Annotated in this window: 16 protein-coding genes; 14 read left to right on the top strand and 2 right to left on the bottom strand. The window is 43.1% G+C overall.

Annotation, left to right across the window (positions count from 1 at the left end; genetic code table 11):
- Window positions 1-16 precede the first annotated feature (16 nt).
- The 13 genes from L1D50_RS06890 to L1D50_RS06830 all read left to right on the top strand — a co-directional run bounded on the left by L1D50_RS06890 (window position 17) and on the right by L1D50_RS06830 (window position 21,651).
- Window positions 17-1,168, top strand: coding sequence for a hypothetical protein (locus L1D50_RS06890; protein ID WP_128728165.1), 1,152 nt, complete (start codon window positions 17-19; stop codon window positions 1,166-1,168).
- Window positions 1,155-2,195, top strand: a complete 1,041-nt coding sequence (locus L1D50_RS06885; protein WP_239965773.1) for a DUF2169 domain-containing protein — start codon at window positions 1,155-1,157, stop codon at window positions 2,193-2,195. Before L1D50_RS06890 ends, L1D50_RS06885 begins: the two co-directional genes overlap by 14 nt.
- Window positions 2,185-3,087 carry a hypothetical protein gene (locus tag L1D50_RS06880; protein WP_239965772.1) on the top strand — a complete coding sequence of 301 codons (903 nt, stop codon included), beginning with the start codon at window positions 2,185-2,187 and terminating at the stop codon, window positions 3,085-3,087. Before L1D50_RS06885 ends, L1D50_RS06880 begins: the two co-directional genes overlap by 11 nt.
- Window positions 3,084-4,106: a DUF4150 domain-containing protein gene (locus tag L1D50_RS06875; protein WP_239965771.1), complete on the top strand. Its 1,023-nt coding sequence runs from the start codon at window positions 3,084-3,086 to the stop codon at window positions 4,104-4,106. The genes L1D50_RS06880 and L1D50_RS06875 overlap by 4 nt, the downstream gene beginning before the upstream one ends.
- A complete protein-coding gene (locus tag L1D50_RS06870; protein ID WP_239965770.1) occupies window positions 4,103-7,912 on the top strand; it encodes a toxin VasX in 3,810 nt (1,269 codons plus the stop codon). The genes L1D50_RS06875 and L1D50_RS06870 overlap by 4 nt, the downstream gene beginning before the upstream one ends.
- 13 nt (window positions 7,913-7,925) lie before the next feature.
- Entirely contained in the window at window positions 7,926-8,888 is a 963-nt protein-coding gene (locus tag L1D50_RS06865) for a hypothetical protein (RefSeq protein WP_239965769.1), read from the top strand.
- Between the two features lie 49 nt (window positions 8,889-8,937).
- Window positions 8,938-9,891, top strand: coding sequence for a hypothetical protein (locus tag L1D50_RS06860; protein WP_239965768.1), 954 nt, complete (start codon window positions 8,938-8,940; stop codon window positions 9,889-9,891).
- Window positions 9,892-9,942: 51 nt separating this feature from the next.
- Window positions 9,943-10,899: a hypothetical protein gene (locus tag L1D50_RS06855; RefSeq protein ID WP_239965767.1), complete on the top strand. Its 957-nt coding sequence runs from the start codon at window positions 9,943-9,945 to the stop codon at window positions 10,897-10,899.
- A 136-nt stretch (window positions 10,900-11,035) separates the two neighbouring features.
- Window positions 11,036-13,753, top strand: a complete 2,718-nt coding sequence (locus tag L1D50_RS06850) for a DUF5666 domain-containing protein (protein ID WP_239965766.1) — start codon at window positions 11,036-11,038, stop codon at window positions 13,751-13,753.
- Window positions 13,754-14,071: 318 nt separating this feature from the next.
- A complete protein-coding gene (locus L1D50_RS06845; protein ID WP_239965765.1) occupies window positions 14,072-16,111 on the top strand; it encodes a bifunctional 2',3'-cyclic-nucleotide 2'-phosphodiesterase/3'-nucleotidase in 2,040 nt (679 codons plus the stop codon).
- A 325-nt stretch (window positions 16,112-16,436) separates the two neighbouring features.
- A complete protein-coding gene (locus tag L1D50_RS06840) occupies window positions 16,437-17,477 on the top strand; it encodes an efflux RND transporter periplasmic adaptor subunit (RefSeq protein ID WP_239965764.1) in 1,041 nt (346 codons plus the stop codon).
- Window positions 17,478-17,486: 9 nt separating this feature from the next.
- The gene (locus L1D50_RS06835; RefSeq protein ID WP_239965763.1) at window positions 17,487-20,603 is read left to right on the top strand and encodes an efflux RND transporter permease subunit; all 3,117 of its coding nucleotides are present in this window, start codon (window positions 17,487-17,489) and stop codon (window positions 20,601-20,603) included.
- Window positions 20,604-20,769: 166 nt separating this feature from the next.
- Complete coding sequence (locus L1D50_RS06830) at window positions 20,770-21,651, top strand: patatin family protein (protein ID WP_239965762.1); 882 nt, start codon at window positions 20,770-20,772, stop codon at window positions 21,649-21,651.
- 43 nt (window positions 21,652-21,694) lie between these two features.
- Here the strand turns inward: L1D50_RS06830 and L1D50_RS06825 are convergent, their stop codons facing one another.
- Complete coding sequence (locus tag L1D50_RS06825) at window positions 21,695-22,525, bottom strand: S1-like domain-containing RNA-binding protein (protein ID WP_239965761.1); 831 nt, start codon at window positions 22,523-22,525, stop codon at window positions 21,695-21,697.
- A 2-nt stretch (window positions 22,526-22,527) separates the two neighbouring features.
- Window positions 22,528-23,859, bottom strand: a complete 1,332-nt coding sequence (locus L1D50_RS06820; RefSeq protein WP_128728151.1) for a DEAD/DEAH box helicase — start codon at window positions 23,857-23,859, stop codon at window positions 22,528-22,530.
- Between the two features lie 208 nt (window positions 23,860-24,067).
- On the opposite strand from L1D50_RS06820, the gene L1D50_RS06815 reads away from it, so the two are divergent.
- Window positions 24,068-25,051 carry a rhodanese-related sulfurtransferase gene (locus L1D50_RS06815; protein WP_138580655.1) on the top strand — a complete coding sequence of 328 codons (984 nt, stop codon included), beginning with the start codon at window positions 24,068-24,070 and terminating at the stop codon, window positions 25,049-25,051.
- Window positions 25,052-25,236 lie beyond the last annotated feature (185 nt).

The raw sequence follows: 25,236 nt of genomic DNA, 5'->3' as shown, positions 1-25,236 counted from the left end.
CTGATACGGTGTGACTATGTTTTTAGCTGCAACCAAATTGGCCGTTCACCGTCAACAACTTAAGTCGCTTTGGCGTCATTATCAAAAGTTTAATGCACGACAAGTAGTTGAGACTGGGCGTTTACATGCCCTTGAAAAACAACTATTAAATCATGTGTATACCTTAGCTGCGACGGACGAAGAACACTGGATAAACCGCTCACAACTAGATTGTATCGCGCATGGGTCGATTGATGATGTATTTAAGTTAACTCAAGAGATTGACTCACCTCAGCTGTTATTACTCATTAACCATCTTTTTGGGACAAGAGCGCTTGAAGATCAAGCCAGTGAAATAATCACGGCTATTAATCGCGAGCCTGCGCTTGCCGAGTTACTCATTCATAACTTATCAGCATGGCGCATTGATTTTGGTGATGCACTCAGGCAGAGAATTTTATCAACCGATGAAAATTGGCCTACGAGCCTTATCTATTTAGCATTTAGTACGGCTAACTTGTCGCGCCACCAACTTATGGCTGCACTTGAACATAGCAACCCTGAAATTGCCTACACGGCATTGGTTAATATGTGGCTGTGTAATACAGAGCAGCTTTCAGAGCACTTAGTGAAGCGGTTTGCGATGACAGATGATGCCGTGCTAAAAGCAAAATTATTGCAGCTTGCAGGTTTGCTCGACGAGCCTAAATGGGATGAGCCATGTTTACTTTATTGTCAGCACAATCCAAGCTACATTGCTGAAGTATTTCCGTACTTTTCTCATACCCGTTCGTTACAAAATCTAGTTAAGTTACTCGAAGCCCCCAGTACCGCTCGACCGGCTTACGAGGCGTGGAAACAAATCACCGATCTTGACTTACCTGAAGATTTCGCAATAAGTGATGCGAAAACTGGAATTAAATCTCAAAAATCGCAAAAACTACCCAGTTTTAAGCAAGCAGAGTATGAACGCCAAGCCTTAATAACCGCAAATACCCAACATCAACTCGCGGGGCGTAAAGTCTCCGAGCCTGCAGCTTGGTTACAACAGGGATTGGCTGGCCTTGCGATACAGCGCAAGCTTTCCAAAATTTCCTCGCATGCACTTGGCGCTGCGCTTTTTTACATGCCGATGGCTTATCTTCAATGGCAATCAGTAAAGCAGGAGTTGAACCATGCTAGTGAATGAATCCGAGTGGCAAAGTGGCACGGTTGAGGCTTGGGATGAGGAAAAAGATCCCATCGTAGTCATCGCTGTGAAGCAAAACTTTGAATACGACGTAAAGGGTAATGTGTATCCCGATCCAACTGGAGCGCCTGTTGTACTTGCTGATGACTTCGACGGTGAAGGGCTTGAAGCCTGCTTAACCGCCGTTAGCGAAGTTCAGCCCTATAAAACCGGTTTTGAGGTATATGGCGAATTGACCTGCTTTCCACCAACCGACAAGCAAGCGAGAGTGATTGAAGTTGGACTAAAACTCGGCTGTAACGATAAGGTCTTTGTTGATAAGTTACTTCGAGTTACTGGTGAGCGTGTGTGGAAGCGATCGCTATTCGGGCCTGTGGCGAGCGATCCACAAGTATTATCGTCCTGTGTATTAAATTATCAACTTGCCTATGGCGGCACGAGTCTGTCGGATGAAGAACAAGTTTCAACCCAGAATCCTCTTGGTCGTGGTTATAAGCTCAAGAATAAAGAAGCGAAAGGCCAGCCATTGCCACAAGTGGAGTATGCTAATCAGGTATTAAAAAAACCGAGTCACGACACTGCGGTTGCAAGCTTTGCAGCGATCCCACCATTTTGGTCGCCAAGGGGTGACAAACTCCCAGAGGTTGACGAAGCCCAAGCCCTCGCGGGTAAGTTTCCATTTAAAGAAGTAGTCCCTGCTGCGCATTATCAAGTCGCGCCGCAAGACCAACAAACTCCAAACCCGTTTAGTGATGGCTGGTGGATTGAAATGATGGGCTTAACGCCAGACTTACCTTATGGACAAAGCCTAAAGCTAATGCTGCCCAGAATCGTGCCTCGCTGTCGTTTGGTTAATGGCCCAGACGCCGCGCCTATTGATATGCAGTGTGATACGCTGGTAATTGACTCACAAACACAGCAGTTTTCATTAATTTGGCGAGGAAAGGTAAAAAAGAGCCAAACGGGCAGTAACAGCGTGTTCTTAGTCGAAGAGGCACAAACGCAAGGAGTGGCACATGCAGTTTGAATTAATCGCGCTAGAAACCCCCGCCGGTAACCATCCTAGTGCTTTATATACCGCGGTCGCAAATAACATGCGCTTTTGCACGCCAAGTAAAGCCATTGTTAGGTACGATATAAGCCTCGACGCGCCATACTTGCGCGCACAAATCGAAGAGATCTCGGTCACGTTACGTAAAGACCGCTGTTTAACCATTCTTGAATCTTTATTAGATCAGACAAAACAACGGTTTGATGGCAGTGCCAACACATGGGACGGCACCATTAATCTAATTACTGGCTACGCAAAAGCAGAAGAGCCATATATAGAAGTGTCTGATGTTAGGACGCTTTGTGACCATCTAGAGCTGAACGTTGACGATATTCAGTTGCATAAAACGCTTGATATTGATTCGCTCTCGCCAAATAGTCTCTATGTATTTGTAGATAGTTGCGTTGGTTATGATGAAGCGTCAAAACCAAGCTGGGTAGGCAAGCTACAAGTTGTTGGCGGCCCTGAAGGTGTTGTATTAAGTGAAGGCGGTTGCGCATTGCTTGGTACAAGTGCTAATAAAAATGCATGCCAAACCAAAGCATACCAGAGTGACTTAGGTGAGCTATTAAAAGAGCTGCACGCAGAGGTAAGTGAGCCCTATATTTCGACCCGCTTACTTAGTGAGCAGTGGCAAAGAGAGTGGCTTAATGCCAGCCGGGCCCTGTACCAAGAACACGACGCGTTAATTGAACTCAACAACACGGCAAATACCATTGGTTATATTGGCGCTGGCCATAATGCAATGGGACTTGCGGTTGCCAGCAGTTATTTACACAACCCGTTAAATAGCCACATTGAAAGAGTGTGGCTGATCACAGAGCAAGAAAAACCACAATTAATCTCAGTAACAAGGAGTGTGTTATGAGCTTTATCGCAGCAGTAAAGGGAAAAGAGCCAGATTCGATTCAGTATGATCAAGATGCAATGTCGGCAACGCTTCGAGTAGGCGGGAGTGTGTCGTGGCGACATAATAATCCCGCATTGCTAAAGCTTACTATCGCAGCGAAAAATAATGGTGCCATTGGCTGTGTAAATGGGATAGCCGTATTTCCTGATAAAGCAAGCGGTGAAAACGCATTTATAGATGAGATTGCGCGCGCTAAATATGGCGATATGATGCTAGGTGAAATGATAACCGAGTTTGCCAGTGACTATATTGTTCCACCGCCTAAGTGGGACGATGAAAAAAACGAGCCGATTTTACCTCATGAAGAACCAGAAACAGGCATGGATATGCATAAGCCAATTGATGACGCCAGAGCGTTTTTAGACTTAGTTGAACGCAAAATAGGATGGCAAGCTGGCAGCGAGGAACAAATCGAAAAAGACGTAGATAGCGAAGCCCAGCAAGTCGGCATCGTAAGCGGCCAAAACGTATTAATCAATGGTCGCACCGCAGTACATAAAGACAGTGGTGGCATGCTAAATACCATAGATGTTTGCTGGACTAAAATTGGTAAAGTTGTCGTGCCAATTCCTTATAGCAATCTCGCCAAATCTAAAGACGCGGCAAGTACAGCCAGCTCAGTAAAAATCAATGGCAACCCTGCAGCCAACATCAAAAGTAACTTTTCAAAAAGTACAGGTGATCAACCCGGTAAAAAGAAAGGCATTGCCAGCGGCACAATCAAAGGCAAAGCCGAATTCATTCTTGGCTCTTTTGATGTGTATATCGAAGGAAAACCCGCCGTACGCCAAGGAGATCTTATGATCTCTAACAGTAAAAATACGCCGCCTTCTCCCCTTAATCAACCGGGCGGTGCTACCCCTAGCTCACTGTCAGTGGCAAAAAGAGATGCAACCCCCGATAAATCAGGAAGTAAAAAGTTAAAAGTAAGCGTATCAGGTAAAGAGTATTACAAGGATGGAGTGAAACTAGGATGAGTGATTTTACAGTACCAGACTTAACGAATCTTGAAACCGCTCACAGAGAGCTGGTTTTTGAAGGGCTAGCAAACGACCAAGAGAAAGTGTCTTTGATGGTTGCTGATACTAACCCAGACCTTGGCACCTCGGGATACTACAAAATACCACTTGGTACTTCTTCGGCGAATGACACTGCACAAGATGCAGAAGTGGAGTTGGTCCATATTTATCCGTTGAGAATGGGGATAGAGGGAGAAGATCAGCTAAGAGAAGGATTTATCTATATTTACGTTGACGGACACTTATGGCGAGAGCTGGAAGTACTTCCAAGGGAAAATGGTGAGGGTGTCGCGTTTAAAGATGTCAATTTAGCCTTTCAAAAGGGTCATAGAGTTATTCGTGTTGCTGAATATTCGTATAAAAAAGATAACTATGGCAAAGAGTGTAGTGTAGACAATACAGAATTAGCACTTCAGATGGTCGACAAAGGGGAGCGGAAAGCCACCACAGAAGAATTAAGCACTATCATCGTCCCAAACAAGTTGTATGGCCAACAGTGTAGTGTAGAAATCGCCTATTCAGAAACGCAATGGAGCTGGAAGCAAATTGAAGCATTTGGCGGTATGGCCGAAACGGATCCGCGTTTAAATTATGGGCCAAGTGTAAAGCCCGGTCTTAATGGGGAGAGAGCGACTAACAGACGTGCCAACAGAATGCAAAAACTCGATAAGTTGGCAAGTTTTAAGCAGGGTTTCGATAATTCGACATTGCCCGAGCACCTAGTTTTACCCGTTCCAGATATGTCTGGTGTGTATGTACCGATACTAACCGACAGTTTAGGGTTAGCCCGTGACACCAGCGCCAGAGTTGCGATATACCGCAAGGAGTTGTTAAGCCTTCCCGTAGAATCAATACAACAAGATCCTGAATTTAAATCAGAGTCAAACACAGAACGTTTTGAACCTAGTCCAAACCAATTGGCAAAGCATTCGTTAGCAACTGCAGTTCAGAGCACCTTCTTTCAATATCCAAATGGAATCAAAAAGAAGAAGGCGCTCGGAGTGGAGGTTGATGAAGACGCCGAAGATCTTGCACAGCAGTATCAGGAGTATATAGAAGATAGCTTTAGCACCACTGAGTTTAGAAAATATCTACACACTGACCGCGCCTTAGAACTTGGTCTATTAATAAACCAATCAAAAGCGAAGCTCTTTGAGATTATTAGCGACGAGCAAAAAAACAATTCTTTTTATTACTCCATTGAAGACTATGCCTACTACGATGATATACGCCGGTGCTTACTATACGCAGTATGCTCCGATGTACTCGGCCCAATAAAGGACTTAACCATTACCCTGATCAGTCATTTTGCGGTGTCAGATGATGATTTCAAAAAGTTAGATGAATTGGATGCGAATGACTTAGGGCAAGAATGTTGGCTAAAAGCGATGGGGACGCATCCAACTGAAAGGCTGAGGTTAATTGAGCTGCTCTATCCTAAAAAGATAAAGGATGAGATGACTGCGTATGAGTGTCGTCTTAAAGGTTCAAACGACGAGTTTGACACGCGCTTTGATCTTACGCTTATGCAAGATAACTTGCAGCCCTTACATGACCAAGACGCATCATATACAGAGGCGGTAATACAAGTACTACGAAGAGCATCACAGGCGATGTGGGGATTATTGGTGATTGGTCTCGAGGTACCAACCGGATTAAATGCAGCACAAGGTCAAGATATCAAATCGGTATACGGAGACCGTAAAGCCAAAGCAGAAAGGCTAGCGCTTGATACAAATGCACTAAAAGATGAAAAGGCTGCACTCGAGCGCTCTATTGAAGCTAAACAAGCGGAAATTAGTGCTCAAACTAAAGCGCGCAACAAAGTTTTAAGTTGGGCCACCTCTGCTGGGTTGGATGCAAATGGCGTGGAGAAATTTCTTGATTTACACATAAAACGGCAAGAGCAAGCATTACGTGATATCAAAAAAACTGCCTCCAATGTGCAATATCAACTAACGAATGCAAAGAGAGAGCTTAGTGCATTGTCAAGCTCTGTAGAGTATGCAAAATCAGCTAGATTTGAAAACAGTGTCAGAGGGGATCTCTTTGGTCGATTTAAGCAATTGGTAGATGTTTCGACAAACGGTTTGATAAAAGAGATCAACCTATCAATTGCAGACTATTTAGATGGCAATTTACCTGATGGATTTTTACCTCTGGATTTTCAGTCAAAAGCTGAACGAGCATCTAAGCGCCTGAATGAGCTGGAGAAAGCGGCAGAGGCATTTACTGATAGTCATAAGAAGAATCCTGTAGCACACCCTTATGTCAGAACTGAGTTGGGTGGAGGACAGATTGTTCAGCAACAGTTAGATCATATTTTGTCTCTAGACGGTACCTTGGGTGAAATTGAAAAGACACTGGAGCGACAAAAAATAAAAGCCGACTTTGCACAAAAACGCTTACAGCAAAAAGTACTGGTGTTGGATGCGAGTAAGATTGAGGAGGCCATATTTGAGCGTAATGAAATGCGGACCGACTTTAAAGACAAATTGAGAAAGATCAATGAAAATACCTGGGAGCTGGATAGTCTCAAAAAAGAAGTGGATGCTTTGGAACGACTATCAAAATTTAAAGTTCCTCCAAAAGTGTTTGAAACTACGCTACATGGCACATTAGGGACTGTTGCAGTACTTGAGGTGTATAACTGTTTTAGCACGTTAGCTAAGGCTGAGGCGAGTGGGTTATCAAAAGTATCAGCAGTGTTAGATCTTGCCGATATAATTTTTAATATTGGCTTAAATATTGTGGAAAAAAAACATGGTCTGCCAACGGCAGTTCAAATTAACTCAATTACTACTCAAAAGGCTGCTGGGGTGGGGGCTAAAATAGTTTCTCGCGCTTGGTTAGTCGTTGCTGGTACCTTTCTTACCTTAATTGCAAGCTCAGTAAGTGCATATGCAGCTTTTACTGATGCACTATCAGAAAAAGAAAGCGGTGATAAAGAACTATATTTCGCCAATATTACTTTAATGGTGGGTTTTATTTCACTTGCAGCGTCTTCTTCTATAATTCTAGCCTCCTTTTTAACTCTCGGCATGGCTGCGAGTACAATCGCAACTCTTGGAGCGATCGCGAGTGTATTAGGGTTATTGGGTCTGCTAATAATTTTAATCGGTGCTGGTTTACTGCTTATTTTTCATGAATCTGAAATTGAGGCTTGGCTAAATGCCTGTCCTTGGAGTAAAAAGCGCCAACAAAAATATAAAGACGATAGCAATAAGTCTTCAGCTATACGGGCGTCAACATGGCAGCAAAAAATGGAAAATGCGTTAACCGATTTTTATAGTATGTTGTACTCGCCTGCGATAAATATTCAAAGATTTTTAAGTGTGTTTAAGGTGCAGGTAAGCGCGCCACTAACTAATGAATTAGAAGGGTTTTCTGCTCGTTTCTATTGGTCAAAAGAAGGTGATGATAAAATACAGGAGATAAATCATCATCAGTTGGCCAAGCTTAGCAGTGGTTGGAAGCTATATCCTAATCGAACCGGTTATTACTTTGAGTTCACTGAAGGAAAACTCTGTGAACTGTTAAACCTAGAAGTTGGTAGCTCTATTGAGCTAATCATAGAAGTAGAAAGCTATCCCAATGGTAAAGGTAAAAAAGTGATCGAGAGCGCAGCTGAGTTGTACTCTTTACCAACGGTAGTGACTAAAAAAGACGATGGTTATTTGATCACTAAAGGGGTTAGATACATTAAAGAACTATCCAGATTAAATCAAAAGTTCAGATTTCCTGAAAGGCCGCCAATAAGATAGAAGGAAACGGAGAGTGAAAAAGATTGAAGAGATGACTCAAGATGAGTTAGATAAATACCTAGAGGAAAGAGCGAAGGAGAGAGAACGATATTATCGAGAAGAAGCCACAGAAGAAGAGAAAAAAGTAAGAGAAGAAATACGTGAACACGTTGATAGAGAGAGCAAATACCTTATTAGTGGTATTTATTTTGAGGAACTACCAAAAGATCATCTCCATAATCAAAGCTATAAGGAACGACTAGCCAAGGCTGAAGAACTAAATGGCTGTAAGTTTAAAGACGCAAAACCCTGTAAAGACGCATTTGCCCCAAGAGATGATTTTGATGGCCCTGCACGTCTCTTTGGTGCATGGAATTGTGACGGTGAAAAAGTTGCGGTAGTTCGTCACCCAAGCTTAATACTTTTTCGAATGGTAATAACCATATTGTCTGCAATTGCTGGGTTTATGTTGATTGTACTGACACTGGTTCATACATTTCCAGTAGACTATTTATACTTGAGTTTGGCAGGTCTTTTCATCACGCCTTTCTTGTTGTTTAAATTTTCTGACGCTTTACGGTTTATTGATAACATAGAGTTTAATCGTCACACCGGGTTGGTGAGAACACCTTACACCCTGTTTAGAAAACCATTTTATATCCCAATAGAAGACCTTGAATATGTGGTGGGCGTTGAGGTGAAAAGCGCAAGAGGTGGCGGCTCGTTCCAAACGGGTTATCTAAGTTGCAGAAAATATCCTGAAAAGTTTTGGTTTGGCCATGCGATTGGACTCGGAGATGGTGGAAACCTAAACGATTGGGCTCAGATAAATCGGTTTATGGACACTACCCAACCGATAGAAGAATATTACTACGAAATCATGGAGTATCACTATAAGCTCGATAAGAATGCCCACTTTAATGGCCCATTTCCAGAGGTAATGAAAAAGTACTTTGATGCCGGTGACTGCCAAATAAACCGTTGGAAGGTGTGGTAGGGCGTTAGTATTACAAGTGCTTTAAGTAGTTAATCAAAAGGAGTTGGTGGTGAAAGAGATTAAGGACATGACTCACGAGGAGATACGTAATTATTTAGCAAAGAGGGCTAAAGAAAGACAAGTGCTCTACCAAAAAGGAGCTACTGAAGAAGAGAAGCGGGAAGCAGAACTAGAAGCATACAGTGATAGACGAGTAGGTTACTGCCTAAGTGAAGCTTATTATGAAGATCTAACTAAAGACCATCTCCATAACTTAAGCTATGAGGAACGCTTAGCCAAGGCTGAAGAATTAAACGGCTGTAAGTTTAAAGACGCAAAACCCTGTAAAGATGCTTTTGCACCGAGAGATGACTTTAGCGGCTCGAGTTACCCAAGTCAATGTGATGGTCAGGTCGTTTCTGTGCCACGCTCACCTGGATTATGGTCACTTAGGCTACATGGGTTGGTATTAGGCCCTATTATTGGGGTTTGTCTGTTAGTGGTTAGTATGACAGACGATAGTCTGCCAGTTTGGCATTCATGGTTGGGGCTGTTTTTACTGACTTTATTTCCTTTAATAGTGTACAAAATAGGGAATGCAATTCGCATTGTGGATGCAATCGAGTTTAACCGCCATACCGGGCTAGTAAGAACGCCCTACACCTTATTCAGAAAGCCATTTTATATCCCCATAGAAGACCTAGAGTTTGTTGTCGGTCCAGAGATAAAAAATATGCGAGGCAGCGCATCAATGCAAACGGGCTACTTAAGTTGTAGAAAATATCCCGAGCACTATTGGTTTGGAAATCGTATTGGTATCGCGGGGGGCGGAGATGTTCACGATTGGTCACAAATGAATAGGTTTATGGATATTACTCAACCAGTAGATCGATATTACTATAAAGCTATGGAGTATACATTTAAGAAGAATAGAAATGCTCATGGCAATGGTCCATTTCCCGAGGTGATGAAAAAATACTTTGATGCCGACGACTGCCAAATTAATCGTATGGAAGTGTGGTAGGGCGTTAATCATTACAAGTGCTTTCTAGTGGTTGACTAAAAGGAATTGGTGATGAAAAAGATTGAAGAGATGACTCAAGAAGAGTTAGATAAATATCTAAAGGAAAGAGCTAAGGAGAGAGAACGATATGACCGTGAAGAAGCTACGGAAGAAGAAAAGAAAAAAGATGCTGAAATAGACGCATACTTTGATAGACAATTAGTTTATCGTCGTAGTGGTATTTTTTATGAAGAACTACCCAAAAACCATCTTCATAATTTAAGTTATAAGGAACGACTAGCCAAGGCGGAAGAATTAAACGGCTGTAAGTTTAAAGAAGCAAAACCCTGTAAAGACAAATTTGCACCGAGAGACGACTTTAGTGGCGTAAGTTACCCTAGCCAATGCGATGGTAGGGTTGTTTCCGTACCGCGCTCACCGGGATTATGGTCTATTAGGCTACATGGGTTGGTATTAGGCCCTATCATTGGGATTTGTCTGTTAGGGGTAAGTATGACAGACGATAGTCTGCCAGCTTGGCATTCATGGTTGGGGCTGTTTTTACTGACTTTATTTCCTTTAATAATGTACAAAATAGGGAATGCAATTCGCATTGTGGATGCAATTGAGTTTAACCGTCATACCGGACTGGTAAGAACGCCCTACACCTTATTCAGAAAGCCATTTTATATCCCCATAGAAGATCTTGAGTATGTTGTTGGTCCAGAAGTAAAAAATATGCGAGGCAGCGCATCGATGCAAACGGGTTACTTAAGTTGTAGAAAATACCCCGAGCACTATTGGTTTGGAAATCGTATTGGTATTGCAGGGGGCGGCGATGCTCACGATTGGTCACAAATGAATAGGTTTATGGATATTACTCAACCGGTAAACCGATATTACTATAAAGCTATGGAGTATACGTTTAAGAAGAATAGGAATGCTCATGGCAACGGTCCATTTCCAGAGGTGATGAAAAAGTACTTTGATGCAGATGACTGCCAAATTAATCGTATGGAAGTGTGGTAATGACGAAAAGTCAAAGTAGGTACAAGCAAGGCGTTAGTAAAGCGGGTATTCATTTTAGGCCGTCTAGAGTGCATGTTAAGTTTTTGTGGCTAGCAGCTGCATGTACTAAATGAGCCAAAATTTAGGAGATTATATAATGGATAAAAAATGGTTGTTACCATCGTTATTGGCATCGAGTAGCCTTTTTTTGGTTGCTTGTGGGGGCGGAAGTGGAAGTGATACCGATCCGCAGCCTGGTGATAACACAGGAACTAAAGGTTCAATAAAAGTCATTGTGCAGGGTTTACCAGCTGGTGCAGATGCGGACTTAACGCTAACAGGCCCTGCTAGCTATAGCGAAGATATTACAAGTACGACAACTCTAAATGCTTTAGCAAATGGGGAGTATAAATTAACGGCTACTTCTCGCTCTGTGAATCAAGCACTCTATCAGCCAAATGAAAACTCGGTTACTGTCGATTTGAGTGGTAATGAAGAAGAAACCATCACCATTACCTACCGTACATCAGTAAGTGCACAGGGAACGGTAACTGGATTTGGCAGTGTGTACGTAAACGGTGTGCGTTATGAGACGACGCCAGATCAACAAGCCAATCTTAAAGTGGGTATGCAGGTAAATCTGCAAGGTAAGCAAGGCGCAGATGGTGATTTTGCATTAGCTGACTCCATTAGCTATGACGCAACCGCTAAAGGTGTGGTTACGGCAGTCGACTACGCCAAACAAATAATCACTGTTTTGGGTCAAGAATTTAGTGTTGATAAACGTACGAAATTAGAGGTAGCTTTCACAGAAGTAACCACAGGTGATTTCGTGGAGATCAGTGCGTTGCATCAAGGGCAGGGTCAGTATGTTGCTACCCGCATCGATGTGGAAGAGCAAAATGGCGAATTTGAAATTGAGGGTAAGGTTGCTGAGCTAGATCTTGATACGAAAACATTCAAATTAGGCATGCTAACTATAGATTATAGCCAAACAACAGAAGTTGAAGGGACGCTTGAAAACAATGCAATAGTGGAGGTGGAAGCATCAAGTGTACCTATTGATGGTGTATTACTTGCTGACAGTGTAGAGGTTGATAGCAACGAGCCAGTATCAACAGGTGCGGTCGCTAAATTTGAAGGTATTGTTACTCAAGTCAGTGACGACGCCTTTGCAATCGGCGGGCATAGCTTCACATTAAATGATGACACTGATTTCAAAAAAGGTGATGACGATGACCTGCAAATCGGTATGCGTGTATTTGTGCTTGCAGTTGCAACCAAAGAAGGTTTAATCGCCAAAAAAGTACGCTTTGATAAGCACTCTGAAATCGAATTAACCGGTGTTATTGAAGCAATTGATCTTGAAGCACAAACAATTACGGTATTTGGTAGCACCTATTTTGTGGATAACTATACCCAGTTTGAAGATGACTCTGATGCAGAAGACAACGAGCTAAAACTTGAGAAACTTAGTGTGGGCGATGTCGTTGAAATTGAGGCGTTTGGCTTTGAAGAGGCCTATGTTGTGAGAGATTTAGAGCGTATCTCTGCAAGCGATTTTGACGATCAACAAGAGCATGAGGTTGAGGGTAAAATCACGGCTGTCAATGCTGGCGAGCAAACAATCACAGTGGGCAAACTTGTCTTTGCTATTAATGGCGCGACAGAGCTAGAACTTGAAGATGACGTAAACCTCACGGCATTTTTTGAGCAGGTGGCTGCTGGGGATGTTGCTGAAGTCGATTATGTGATCCAAGGAGACTCATTGATTGCCACTAAAGTTGAAGTTGATGACAAAGACGGCGACTTCGATGACCGTAGATTTGATCTAGAAGGTAAAGTGTTAGGCTTCAATCCAGTCGATGCGACATTTAGTGTTGATGGTAAAACAGTGTTTTTTGATGAAAATACTGAGTTCAAAAATGGCTTATTCGTGATTGGCGACCAAGTTGAAGTTGACGCTATTCAGCGAGCTGATGGTTCGATCTTTGCACTAAAAATTGAAATCGAATCAGATGAAGGTATTGAACTGGAAGTTGAAGGCAAAATTACAAACTTTGTCTCTGCGTCTGAGTTTGTGGTGAATGGTATCTCAATTGCAACCGATAGTAACACTGAATTTAAAGACGGTAGCAGCAGTCACCTTGGAAACGGTGTAACAGTTGAAGTAGAAGGTGTGCTAACTGACGATAATGTATTGTTGGCTAAAAAGGTCGAGTTTGAGGAAGATGACATTGATGAAGTGGAAATTGCAGGCGTAATTGAGGGGCTGGTCAAAAACTCTACGTTTGATCACCAGTTCAACCTTGGTGCGCAGCGCGTTCATATTACGGCAGATACAAAACTTAAAAATGGTAATTTTGAAAAGCTTTCAAATGGCTTGGCAGTTGAGGTTGAAGGTCACACAACCGATGGTGTCACTGTTATTGCGAAAGAGCTCAAGTTTGAAGCCGTAAAATATGTGGAGTTTGAAGGTCCAATCACGCAAGTTGAGACAGACGACGCGTTTTACGTCCTTGGCCAAAAAGTCAAAGTATCTGAGCAAACTCAGTTTAAAGATGGCAGTCAATCTGATATTGCAAAAGGCAAAAATGTTGAAGTCGAAGGCTACTTAGCAACTGAAAATGGTGAAACTTATATTCAAGCTGAAAAGGTAGAGTTCGAAGACTACGCCTATTTTGAGCTTGAAGGTAAAGTTGCAAACTTGTCTGGCGATCAATTTACATTATTGGGAATGACAGTGTATGTAACTGGTGACACTGTATTCAAAGGAGGTCAAAAAAGTGACCTTAGCAATGATGTTAAAGTTGAAGTGACCGCTCAAATGGTCGAAGGCACGATCATCGCGCTAGAAGTTGATTTTGAAGACTGATCGTTTGTAAATGTAAAAATCACAAATAAAGCCTCCAATTTGGAGGCTTTTTGCTTTTATACCAAATTAAATTGGAGCTTTATGTATTGACTTAGTAGCGTCATATTTCTAGCACCTAACTGCCATAAAATCTTAGCTTTCCTGACTTTTTTACCTCGTATAGTGACACCCGCCACGTAAAACGCAACGGTTTATACAGACACGCTGTGCTTCTAGGTTCAGCTTCTATGAAGTGGAATAAGAAGAGACGTGATTTGGTATTACTGAAATAACTAAAAGCATGCGCACGGGTATGCAAACAAAGTAAAGAAAGGACTTATGAAAACAAAACTACTTCCAATCGCACTACTGTGCGGTGCCACAAGCATTATTACTGGTTGCTCAGATTCAGATAACGATGTTGATATAAATGTGCCAAAAGGGCCTGATATTCCAAAAGAGGGCACTGCGGTGTCTTTACGTTTACTAGAAACCACAGATTTGCATGCAAACGTATTGAACTACAACTACTTTTCAGACAAACAAGATGACAAAGTGGGTCTCGTGAAAACCGCAGCGTTAATCCATCAAGCACGAAGCCAAGTTAAAAACTCCATGTTGGTAGATAATGGCGACTTGATCCAAGGTAGTCCGCTTGGCGACTATATGGCGAAAATCAAAAACCTCAAAGAAGGTGAAGTTCACCCTGTTTATAAGGCCATGAACACACTAGAGTACGATGTCGCAAACATTGGTAATCATGAGTTTAACTTTGGTCTAGCATTTTTAGAAGAAGCAATCGACGACGCAAACTTTCCCTATATTAGTGCAAACGTATTTAAGGTTGATGGTGACGAAGATGAAACAAATGATGTGCCATTATTTAAGCCTTACCTAATTCAAGAAAAGCAATTCTTTGATGAGAATGACAAGCTTCAGGTGATTAAAGTTGGCTTCATCGGGTTTGTTCCACCGCAAATCATGCAATGGGATAAGGCCAACCTTGAAGGTAAAGTGATTGCCAAAGACATCGTAAAAATGGCAAACCACTACGTACCTAAGATGAAAGCTGAAGGCGCGGATATTGTCGTTGCTATTCCGCACTCAGGCCTTGATGTATCTGCCGATAAGCCAATGGCTGAAAACGCATCTTATGCCTTATCTAAGGTGGATGATATAGATGCCATTATGTTTGGTCACGCGCATGCAAACTTCCCAGGTTCGGGTTACGCAGACTTAGCGGCCCATGGTGTTGATAACGACAAAGGCACAATCAATGGTGTTGCGGCTGTAATGCCAGGTTTTTGGGGAAATCATCTTGGTGTGATTGACCTAGATATTCAATTTAAATCAGGTAAATGGGTGGTGGTTGACTCAAAGTCGACGCTGAAAGCTATTTATGAAACGGATGAAAATCGTAACACGGTATCATTGGTAGAGAGCGATGCCGCAATTGAAGCGGCGGTACATCGCGAGCATGCTGAAACTCGCGCATGGGTTAATGAGCCTTTTGCTAAAATCACCAACACAGTGAACAGCTATTTTGCATTAGTGAATGACGATCCATCAATCCAAATCGTGACTGACGCACAAGCATGGTATACGGCAAAAATCGTACAAGGTACCGAGCTTGACGGATTACCTATTTTGTCTGCGGGTGCGCCTTTTAGAGCAGGGCGTGGCGGGCCTGATGACTTTACCGCAATACCTGCAGGTGATATTGCCTATCGCAACGTTGCGGATATGTATATTTATCCTAACGTACTTAAAGTGCTAAAGCTCAAGGGCAGCGAAGTGCGCGAATGGCTTGAAATGTCAGCAGGACAGTTCAATCAAATCACACCAAATACTGAGGGCGTTCAAGCGCTGATCAATCCAGACTTTCCTTCATATAACTATGATGTCCTTGATGGTGTAACGTATCAAATCGATATCACCGAGCCCGCACGCTACGCGGCAAACGGTGAAAAGGTGTCAAACGGTAACCGCATTAAGGCATTGAAGTATCAAGGTGAGTTGGTGAAGGATGACCAAGTATTCTTGGTTGCAACGAATAACTATCGTGCATCTGGTGGCGGTAATTTCCCAAATATAAACGGAGATAAAATCGTTGTTGACTCGCCAAATGAGAACCGTCAGGTCGTTGCTGACTATATTACTTTTGTTAGCGACCAAAATGGTGCTGCAGGACTTGATCCATCGGCAGATATGAATTGGTCATTTGTACCTGTGGTTGGCGCGAATATTGAGTTCTTTAGTTCAACGAGTGCGGATGCTGAAACCTATAGTCAGCAATTTAATCATATCTTGCCAACGGGTAAGACGAATGACAAAGGATTCGCGTTATACCAATTAGACTTAACGCAGCCTCTAAACTAAATCCGCATATCAAAAAGTAGGCGAGGGGTTGAGAGCTCGCCTCATATTTTTCTGCTATAGCGGCTATCCCTTGGCTATTCTAACTTTTCTCCCCTATTACGCAGCACATTTTGTGTAGCTCAGCTTGTTTAGATAGTAATGATTGCTATTTGTGTTAATGTGATGACATTTTAGCGACTTAATCTTGCATAAAATGAAAGCTAATTTATCTCTGTATAAGTAGCAAGATAGAAATTTAAAGCACACCAAGCTAAGTAAAAATCAATACGTATCATTGATGGTTTACGTGTTGAATGAAATAGGTATTACAATTGGAACGAACGACATGAAATGCGCATTAATATTATTCTCCCTGTTATCTTTTAATCTCTATGCTGCAGCGGTCAACGTTGTGGTCACTGATGTAAAGCAACAACAGCTTGAACGAACATTGTCTTTAACGGGCTCAATTAGTGCAGCACAACACGCACAAGTGTCAAGTTTAACCGATGGTGTAGTAACTAAGATTTCAGCTGAAGCCGGTGATATTGTTGAAGCAAATGCTGTACTTTTAAGTCTCGATGCAGCTTTAGTAAAAGCTGAGCTGAAAAGTGTAGAAGCCGCACTTGAGCGCGCCAAAGTCGATCGTAACAATGCGATAAGGTTGGTAAAAGAAGCACAGTCTCTATCGCAGCAAAAATTATTTGCGCAAACTGAGCTTGCTGACAGACAGGCTAAGTTACAAGCATCAGAAGCCTCTCTTTTAGAAGCAAAAGCTAACATCGCATATCAGCGAGAACTTGTTAACCGCCATCAATTAAAAGCGCCTTTTACGGGGGTGATTGCAAAGCGCACAGTTAATTTAGGTGAGTGGGTGACTCGTGGACAAACGGTGTTTGAATTAGTGAGTAGCGATACCCTATGGCTCGATTTGCAAGTACCACAAGAATACTTTCAACTTATTAACCTCGGCCGTGTCGTTAATTTTAGTGTTGCAAGCGCGCCAAGCGTGCAGCATCAAGCTCATGTATTGGCAAAGCTTCCAGTCGTCGACAAAACCAGTCGCTCGTTTCTATTAAGATTGGCTATCCCAAAAGATGCACAGTTGCGTGTGGGCGCATCGGCTACGGCGAAACTGCCGCTAATTCGAGCACAAGATCAAAGCGTGATTATTCCTAGCGATGCGATTTTACGTCATCCCGATGGTGGGTTTAGTGTCTTTGTGGCCGTTGACGGTCAAGCAAAGCGGTTAAACGTAAAAATTGGTGAGCGAATTAATGGTCATATTGAAGTTCTATCCGGCTTAGAGGTAGGGCAAAAAGTGGTGGTCGAAGGCAATGAGTTATTGCAAGAAGGCCAGGCATTAAACATTGTACCGGGTTTATAGGAGCGGGTGATGTTAAGAGCCAGTGTAAATCATGCCATTTTAGTTGCGGTCACGGTTTTGATCTGTTCGATATTGGGCATTGTTGCCGCATTTAAAATACCGGTGCAAATGATCCCAGATCTTGAAGTAAGAACCATCACTGTGGTGACTAATTGGCCCGGAGCAACGCCACAAGATGTCGAGAAAGAGATACTTATTGAGCAAGAAAGGTATCTTCGCTCACTTGCGAATCTAAAGCGCATGTCTAGTTATGCAAATACAGGTGAGGCTGAGATAGAGCTTGAGTTTCCATTTGGTGTCGACGTCAACGAAGCGCTCATAAACGTGAGCAACGCGTTATCTCAAGTGCCAAACTACCCTGAAAACGTCGACCAGCCGGTATTATACAGCAGTGCGTTTTCGAGCAATGCCTTTATGTTTTTTAATTTAAAGCCGCAACCGGGAAACCCACTCAACCTTGATATCGATATGCTTCGCGATTACGCCGAAGACTTTATTCGTCCAGAAATGGAGAGAGTCAGTGGAGTATCTCAGGTTGGTGTGCGCGGTGGTGCACTCTATCAGGTGCAAATTTTGGTAGATCAAGAACAATTGGCGAGTCGTGGAATTAGCTTAGTTGACGTTAGAAATGCAATACGCAGTCGCAACCAAGATGCCTCTGCCGGCGATATAGACAGTGGTAAACGGCGTTATTTGCTGCGTATGGTTGGCCGCTTTGAGTCAGCTAAAGCGCTAGAAGAGCTGGTAGTCAGTCACCGTGCAGGTATCACAATTAAGCTCAAAGATATCGCTCAGGTAAAGCTTGATCATTATGAAGTGCGCGATATTGCTTATAACAATGGCGAACGAACATTAATGCTCTCGGTAAGACGAGAAAGCGGCTCAAACGTGATGGCGATTAAAGAAGAAATGATGGAGGTGGTGGCTCGCATCAATCGTGATATGCTCGCAAGTAATGGATTGCAACTGACGCTATTGAGCGATGATGTTCGTTACGTTAAAGGATCTGTTGAAAACGTTTGGACTAATTTAGCACTGGGTGCGGTGCTTGCGACTCTGGTGATGTTTTGGTTTTTAAAGAGCCCACGCTCGACCTTTATTGGTGTGATGGGCGTACCTATTTGTACCATCGCGGCATTTTTGGGTCTGTTGCTATTTGACAGAACGATCAACGTGATTTCCCTCGCCGGCGTTGCGTTCGCTATTGGCATGACGGTTGATAACACTATCGTTGTACTTGAAAACATAGAGCAAGCCAGACGCCGAGGTCTCGACAAACTTCAAGCAGCTATTACCGGTGTTCAAGAGGTATGGCCTGCGGTGCTCGCTTCAACCCTGACCACAGTGTTGGTATTCGCACCCATATTGTTTATTCAGCAAGAAGCCGGACAGCTTTATTCCGATGTCGCAATAGCGATTTCAGCTGCAATCATCGCTTCTATGTTGGTTGCCTTGTTTGTGGTACCTGCGGCAAATGCAAATTTTGCCTGTAAGGAGATCTCTAGTGGCATGTTGTCCACGCCTAAACTGCCAACGTTTATTCCGGCGATGTTATCAAGTCCGCGAGCTCGCATCGTGTGTATTGTATTGGGCAGTATATTGTTACTCGGTGGTGCATGGTTATTTATGCCTAAAGCTGAATATTTGCCTGAGGGAGAGGAGCCAAAAGCTTTCTCTATGATGATAGCGCCACCGGGCTATAACCTCAGCCATATGCAAAAAATTGGTGATGAACTACTTCCTTATTTAAACAAGCACTTGGAAAATGATGACAGCGATTTTGTATCGGGTAACACGTCATTGCCACCTTTAAAGTATTATTCGATGTCTGTTGGTGTTGGCAGTATTTGGCTATTGAGTGAACCATATAACAGTGATCATATCGATGAAATGATGGAGGCAATCACGACCAAGTTTAGAGGCTACCCGGGAATGCGTGCATTCTCGTCTAGAGGCTCGATTATCTCAAGTAATGATGGCGGTTCAAGAGCGGTAGCATTGGATATTAGCGGTACAGATCAAACGGCGCTCTATCGGGCGGCAGATGCAGTGTATCGGTTAGCGGGAGAGGTCTTTGATAATCCACAAGTGGATTCAGCACCGTCTTCTCTGACACTCGACCAACCACTAATAGAGATTCAACCAAGGTGGCAACGGTTGGCTGAAGTGGGTATGAGTGCTGAAGAACTCGGCTATACGGTTGCAGCCCTGAGTGACGGCGCTTATGTTGATGAGTTGATCTTAAACGATGACAAAGTAGACGTCTTTTTATTTTCTGAGTCGGGTAATCAGCAAAGTCTTTCGCAATTAGCGCAATCTCCGGTTGTCACGAAAGCTGGGCTGATCCCGCTAAGCGCTTTGGCCGACCTACGAGAAAAAGCAGACAGTGATAGTTTGCGTCGAGTTGATGGTCGAAGAACCGTGACTGTATATATTATTCCACCAAAAAATGTCGCGCTAGAGGAAGCGCAGGAATTAGTAAGAACCGATTTATTACCGCAGCTTCAAAGGCAGGGCGATCTGCTCCCTGGTGTTAATGTAAGTATCGGTGGTGCTGCCGATCAGTTAGACAAAACTAAAGAAGCACTGGGCAGTAACTTTATCGTTGCATTAGCGCTGTGTTACTTATTACTTGTTGCAATCTTCAAGCATTGGGGCTATCCGCTATTTATTATGGCAACAGTGCCGCTTGGCATGGCAGGGGGATTACTTGGACTAATTGCGATTAATGGTATTGGTAGCATAACAGGCACCTTCCACCAGCCTTTTGATATGATCACTATGCTTGGCTTTTTAATCTTGTTAGGGACGGTGGTTAATAACCCTATTCTGATAGTGGATCAAAGCCGCAGAAATCTTGAGAGTACCGCGATGAGTGTATACGACGCGGTGATCTCAGCACTACAAACGCGATTAAAACCGATTGTGATGTCAACGATGACAACCCTATGTGGTCTTGCGCCATTAGTGTTTATTCCAGGAGAAGGATCTGAGCTTTATCGAGGCGTTGGCATGATAGTGCTTTGTGGTATTGCCATGGCAACTATCGTCACGCTCACCATTTTACCCGCGTTATTAGTCTGTTTTTTAAAACGACCAGTAGAAAGCTCAGTAAGCAAACTCTAACCACATCTTAGTCACAATGTGGATGTTATGTATGAAAGCCCTGCTTGAACGTTTCTGTTCAGCAGGGCATTTTTAATTGCTAAGTGCCATGAAAGCTTGAAATTTACGCTCTTTGCCCACAAAGAAATAAGATGTGTACAGGTTTACATGGCAAATAGACCACAACATGACAAATAACATACGCTCTGCAATTATTGCGGAGGGCGGAGGTCAAAAAGGCATTTTTACAGCGGGCGTGCTTGATGCTTTTCTTGAGAAAAAATTTACGCCTTTTGATTTAAAAGTCGGTGTTTCAGCGGGCGCACAAAATCTCGCGGCTTACTGCGCTCGCGCAAGCCAATATGCGCAAACCGCCATCGAATCTCTGACAACAGAGCAGCAGTTTTTCCGTCCTGCCCGATTTTTTACCGGTGGGAACGTTATTGACTTGGACTGGTATTTTCAACAAGTAGAGCACAGTGGCAAAGTACGGTTTCCTACCGAGCCTAACTATCTCACACCTGAGAGCAATTTTTATGCGGTTGCAAGTCACCTCGACTCGCTTGAACCACATTATTTGCATACCTGGCACGATAATATGTTTACCCATTTAAAGGCTTCTAGTGCAATCCCTTTTTTGTATCGTCCAGGCGTTAAAGTTGCAGGTCACGGTATGATGGATGGTGGCGTAGCCGATCCTTTACCCGTGCGTTGGGCACACAGTCAAGGGGCAAAGACGATTTGGGTGATCAGAACCATAGAGGCACATGACGATGGCAAAATGCCTGTGCTTGAGCGGTTAAAGCCAATTATGCGGCGGGTTAATCAATCTCCTCGAATGTTCGAAATGTATCATCACTATCAAAGCCGCTATGCCGATGCGGTTAACTTTATGAATACACCACCTGAGGATGTTAACGTCATTCAAATAGCGCCCAGTAGACCATTGGAATCCATGATTTTAGGCTCAAGCCCTGAAACCTTAAAATCTGATTATAAATTGGGATTTGAACTGGGATTAAAAGCAGTAGATAAATGGCGTGATATGCTTGAAGTAAGTGTAATGTAACAAGCAAGTCTCAGGTTGAGACTTGCTTGTTATTTGCTTGTGCTTAAGACTTGCGAATTGAAATAGAAGTCGCTTCGATATCAATTCGGCCATCTTTGAATAAACCACCGATGGCTTTTTTAAAGTTAGCTTTAGAGGTAGAGAAAGTACGCTTGATGGCGTCAGGATCTGACTTATCGCCCAGCGGTAAATAACCGCCACTTTCTTCGAGCTTGCTATAAATGATTTCCGCAAGGTCTTTTACTTTACCAATACCTGGCTTTTCTAACACGATATCAATCTTATCTTCGTCATGAACCGCTTTTACAAAGCCTTTCATGCGCTGACCGATATACATGCGCTTAAATACATCATTGAAAAAGACCAATCCAAAATGTTTTTCATTGACGATCACTTTGTAGCCAAGATCGGTTTTTGCCGCGACGATTAGGTCTACTTCTTCGAACTTTTCGTACTCGGCTTTTGATTTACCTAAAAACTTACCCAGCGCACTAGAGGCACAAATGCGTTTACTGGCGTTATCGAGATACAACTTCACTAAATAGCTGTAACCATCGCGCATTTTTGGTTTTTGTTCATTGTATGGGGCAAGCACGTCTTTATCTATGCCCAAATTCATAAAAGCACCAACCTTATTGATCTCTTTTACGCGAAGCAGGGCAAATTCGCCGACTTGTGCAAGTGGCTTTTTGGTTGTTGCCGTTGCGTGTCCCAAGTTATCTAAATAGATAAATACTTCGACAGAATCCCCTTCTTCGGTATGCTTTGGCACTTCTGTTCGAGGAAGAAACACATCACCAAGCTCACCACCGTTTAAATAAGCGCCTTCCGCGGTAAGCTCTTCAATGGTTAACATTTTGATTTGACCTAACATGGTTATTCCTCGTCAGTTTGTGGTTTTGGTTTACGACGCATCGGCATAGTACCGTCAATATCAATCGGTGGCGGGACCACTTTTCTCGGTTGTGATTTTTTCACCGGCTTTTTCTTAGGTTTACTTGTTTGCTTTGGTGTAGACGCAGCAGGGCGATTTTTACTCTGCTGTGGTTTTTGCTTAAGTCCTTTGAATTTACCAACAAGACCAGAGACTTCTTCAAAACGTAGTGGCTCATCAAGGTAGTTTTTGATTGCCACATAGCTATCCCAATCTTTAGGGCCAACAAATGAAATCGCAGTGCCTTTAAACCCAGCACGTCCTGTACGACCGATACGGTGGACATATTCTTCTGCCTGCTTAGGCAAGTCAAAATTCATAACATGGGTAACGGAGAGCAAATCGAGACCACGAGAGGCAACGTCTGTGGTAACCAGCACTTTATAGATCCCACGGCTGAAGCTTTCCATAATGTCTAACCGCTTATTTTGTGGCATATCGCCCGACAACGATACCGCTTTAATCGACATCTCATTTAGCAGTTTGCTTAATCGGTCTGTGTCGCCACGGGTTGCGGTAAAGATAATGCACTGTCCTACGTCATCCTGTGTGATGAAGTGTTTAAGCAGTGCTTCTTTATGATCTAAATGATCGGCAAAATAGAGCGCTTGCTTAATGTCTTCATGCTGCTGATGGGCATTGCTCAACATAATGCGCTTTGGCGATTTAAGTAATTGACGTGACGAAGCTTCTACTTGTGTATGATCTAGCGTAGCTGAAAATAGCAGCGTTTGTCTTTGGCGGTGATCTGCAGAGTCATTAATGACGTCTAACTGTTTTTCAAAGCCAAGGTCAAACATACGATCTGCTTCATCAAAAATAAGCAGCTCAAGACCACCTAAAAATAATGAGCGATTTTCAACGTGATCGGCAATACGACCAGGAGTACCCACCACAAAATGTGGGTCGCGGCGTAGCGCTTTTACCTGATCATTGTAGTTTTCACCACCCAAAATCTTACAGACTTGAATATTAGTGCCAGCACACAGTGCACGACACTCAGAGAACACTTGAGTCGCGAGTTCACGAGTTGGGGCTACGATAACAACGCGAGGATCGCGTTTGCTTAGCGCTTTTTGTTTCATTACACGCTGTACGGCAGGCAGCAAGAAGGCTAGGGTTTTGCCAGAGCCTGTTTTAGACTGCGCAAAAACATCGTGGCCAGCTAGAGCCGTTGGGATGGCATGCGCTTGGATCTCGGTCGGTTCCGTGATCCCTTGGTGAGCCAGTTGTTGTTCTAGGCGCGTATCTATCCCAAGTTCAGTGAATCTCAAGTCAATTTCTCCAAGTCTTGAATTTTAAAAACACGAGATTATACCAAAGCATAGACGCTATCGGATATAGAATTTGTGTTTTTTGCATTTTAATCAAAAATCCGTAAAATACGCGCCTCAGCGCCGGGTTTGCGACTCGGTTTTCGTGCTTTACACATCGTCATGCTTAATGTGTAAGCTAATCAAAGCTTAAATCTAGGAAAATACAATGTCAGAACAATACGTTGTTTGTGCTATGTACAAGTTTGTCTCTTTACCTAACTATCAAGAGATAAGACAGCCACTTCACGATGTGATGGAAGCGAATGAAGTTCGCGGTACGTTATTACTTGCAGAAGAAGGTATCAATGGTACCGTTGCCGGTAAACGTGAAGGCATTGACGCGCTACTGGCATGGTTAGACAAACAACCAGGCCTTGATAACATCGTTTATAAAGAGTCGTTCGATGAAACTTGCCCTTTCTACCGCACTAAAGTAAAGCTTAAGAAAGAAATCGTGACCATGGGTGTACAAGGTATAGACCCAAAAGAAGTGGTTGGTACGTACGTAAAACCACAAGATTGGAATGCATTGATTTCAGACCCTGACGTTGTACTCGTTGATACGCGTAACGACTATGAAATCGAGATCGGTACGTTCAAAAATGCCATCGATCCTAAAACCAAGACTTTCCGTGAATTCCCTGAGTGGGCGCAAAATAACTTAAACCCAGAAAAACACAAAAAAGTGGCGATGTTCTGTACTGGCGGGATCCGCTGTGAAAAATCAACAGCGTATATGAAAGAGCAAGGCTTCGAAGAGGTTTACCACTTGGAAGGCGGTATTCTTAAATACTTGGAAGATGTGCCAAAAGAAGAAACCATGTGGGAAGGTGAGTGCTTTGTCTTTGATAACCGTGTTGCTGTTGATCATGACTTGAACAAAGGGTCTTATGATCAATGCCATGCTTGCCGTATGCCAATCACGGAAGCAGAGAAGCAACTTGAAGAATATATGGAAGGGGTGTCTTGTCACCACTGCCATAAAGACCTAACAGAAGAGCAAATTGCACGATTTGCTGAGCGTCAAAAGCAAATTGAGCTGGCTAAACAACGCGGCGAAGGTCATATCGGCCATGAAGCACAGGATGCTATTCGTAAGCGCAAAGAAGAAAAGCTAGCGCAAAAAGAAGCGCAACGTCAAAAGCGCTAAAGGCGCATTGTACTAAGAATACATAATAAAGGGACCGGTTGGTCCCTTTTCTCTGCTAAACCTTTCACTGCCAGCTGTTTGCGCTAGCGCCATTTGCTTTGCAAACTTTTCATATTAAGTGTGTAGCCTTTTCTAATTCCCGTTTTCAAATTCTTCGAAATCTAATTCTGCAATTAAATTAATTC

The sequence above is a fragment of the Pseudoalteromonas sp. Isolate6 genome (assembly GCF_022398435.1).
GTDB classification, from domain to species: Bacteria; Pseudomonadota; Gammaproteobacteria; order Enterobacterales; family Alteromonadaceae; genus Pseudoalteromonas; species Pseudoalteromonas galatheae.
The sequence above is the reverse complement of the archived record's forward strand: the minus strand, read 5'-3'. Positions and strand labels throughout refer to the sequence as shown.

Excerpts from the sequence above, each read along its gene's own strand:
- L1D50_RS06840 (WP_239965764.1), top strand. The coding sequence starts at position 16,437 with ATGAAATGCGCATTAATATTATTCTCCCTGTTATCTTTTAATCTCTAT.
- L1D50_RS06850 (WP_239965766.1), top strand. The coding sequence starts at position 11,036 with ATGGATAAAAAATGGTTGTTACCATCGTTATTGGCATCGAGTAGCCTT.
- L1D50_RS06880 (WP_239965772.1), top strand. The coding sequence starts at position 2,185 with ATGCAGTTTGAATTAATCGCGCTAGAAACCCCCGCCGGTAACCATCCT.
- L1D50_RS06855 (WP_239965767.1), top strand. The coding sequence starts at position 9,943 with ATGAAAAAGATTGAAGAGATGACTCAAGAAGAGTTAGATAAATATCTA.
- L1D50_RS06830 (WP_239965762.1), top strand. The coding sequence starts at position 20,770 with ATGACAAATAACATACGCTCTGCAATTATTGCGGAGGGCGGAGGTCAA.
- L1D50_RS06870 (WP_239965770.1), top strand. The coding sequence starts at position 4,103 with ATGAGTGATTTTACAGTACCAGACTTAACGAATCTTGAAACCGCTCAC.
- L1D50_RS06885 (WP_239965773.1), top strand. The coding sequence starts at position 1,155 with ATGCTAGTGAATGAATCCGAGTGGCAAAGTGGCACGGTTGAGGCTTGG.
- L1D50_RS06845 (WP_239965765.1), top strand. The coding sequence starts at position 14,072 with ATGAAAACAAAACTACTTCCAATCGCACTACTGTGCGGTGCCACAAGC.
- L1D50_RS06835 (WP_239965763.1), top strand. The coding sequence starts at position 17,487 with ATGTTAAGAGCCAGTGTAAATCATGCCATTTTAGTTGCGGTCACGGTT.
- L1D50_RS06815 (WP_138580655.1), top strand. The coding sequence starts at position 24,068 with ATGTCAGAACAATACGTTGTTTGTGCTATGTACAAGTTTGTCTCTTTA.
- L1D50_RS06890 (WP_128728165.1), top strand. The coding sequence starts at position 17 with ATGTTTTTAGCTGCAACCAAATTGGCCGTTCACCGTCAACAACTTAAG.
- L1D50_RS06825 (WP_239965761.1), bottom strand. The coding sequence starts at position 22,525 with ATGTTAGGTCAAATCAAAATGTTAACCATTGAAGAGCTTACCGCGGAA.
- L1D50_RS06875 (WP_239965771.1), top strand. The coding sequence starts at position 3,084 with ATGAGCTTTATCGCAGCAGTAAAGGGAAAAGAGCCAGATTCGATTCAG.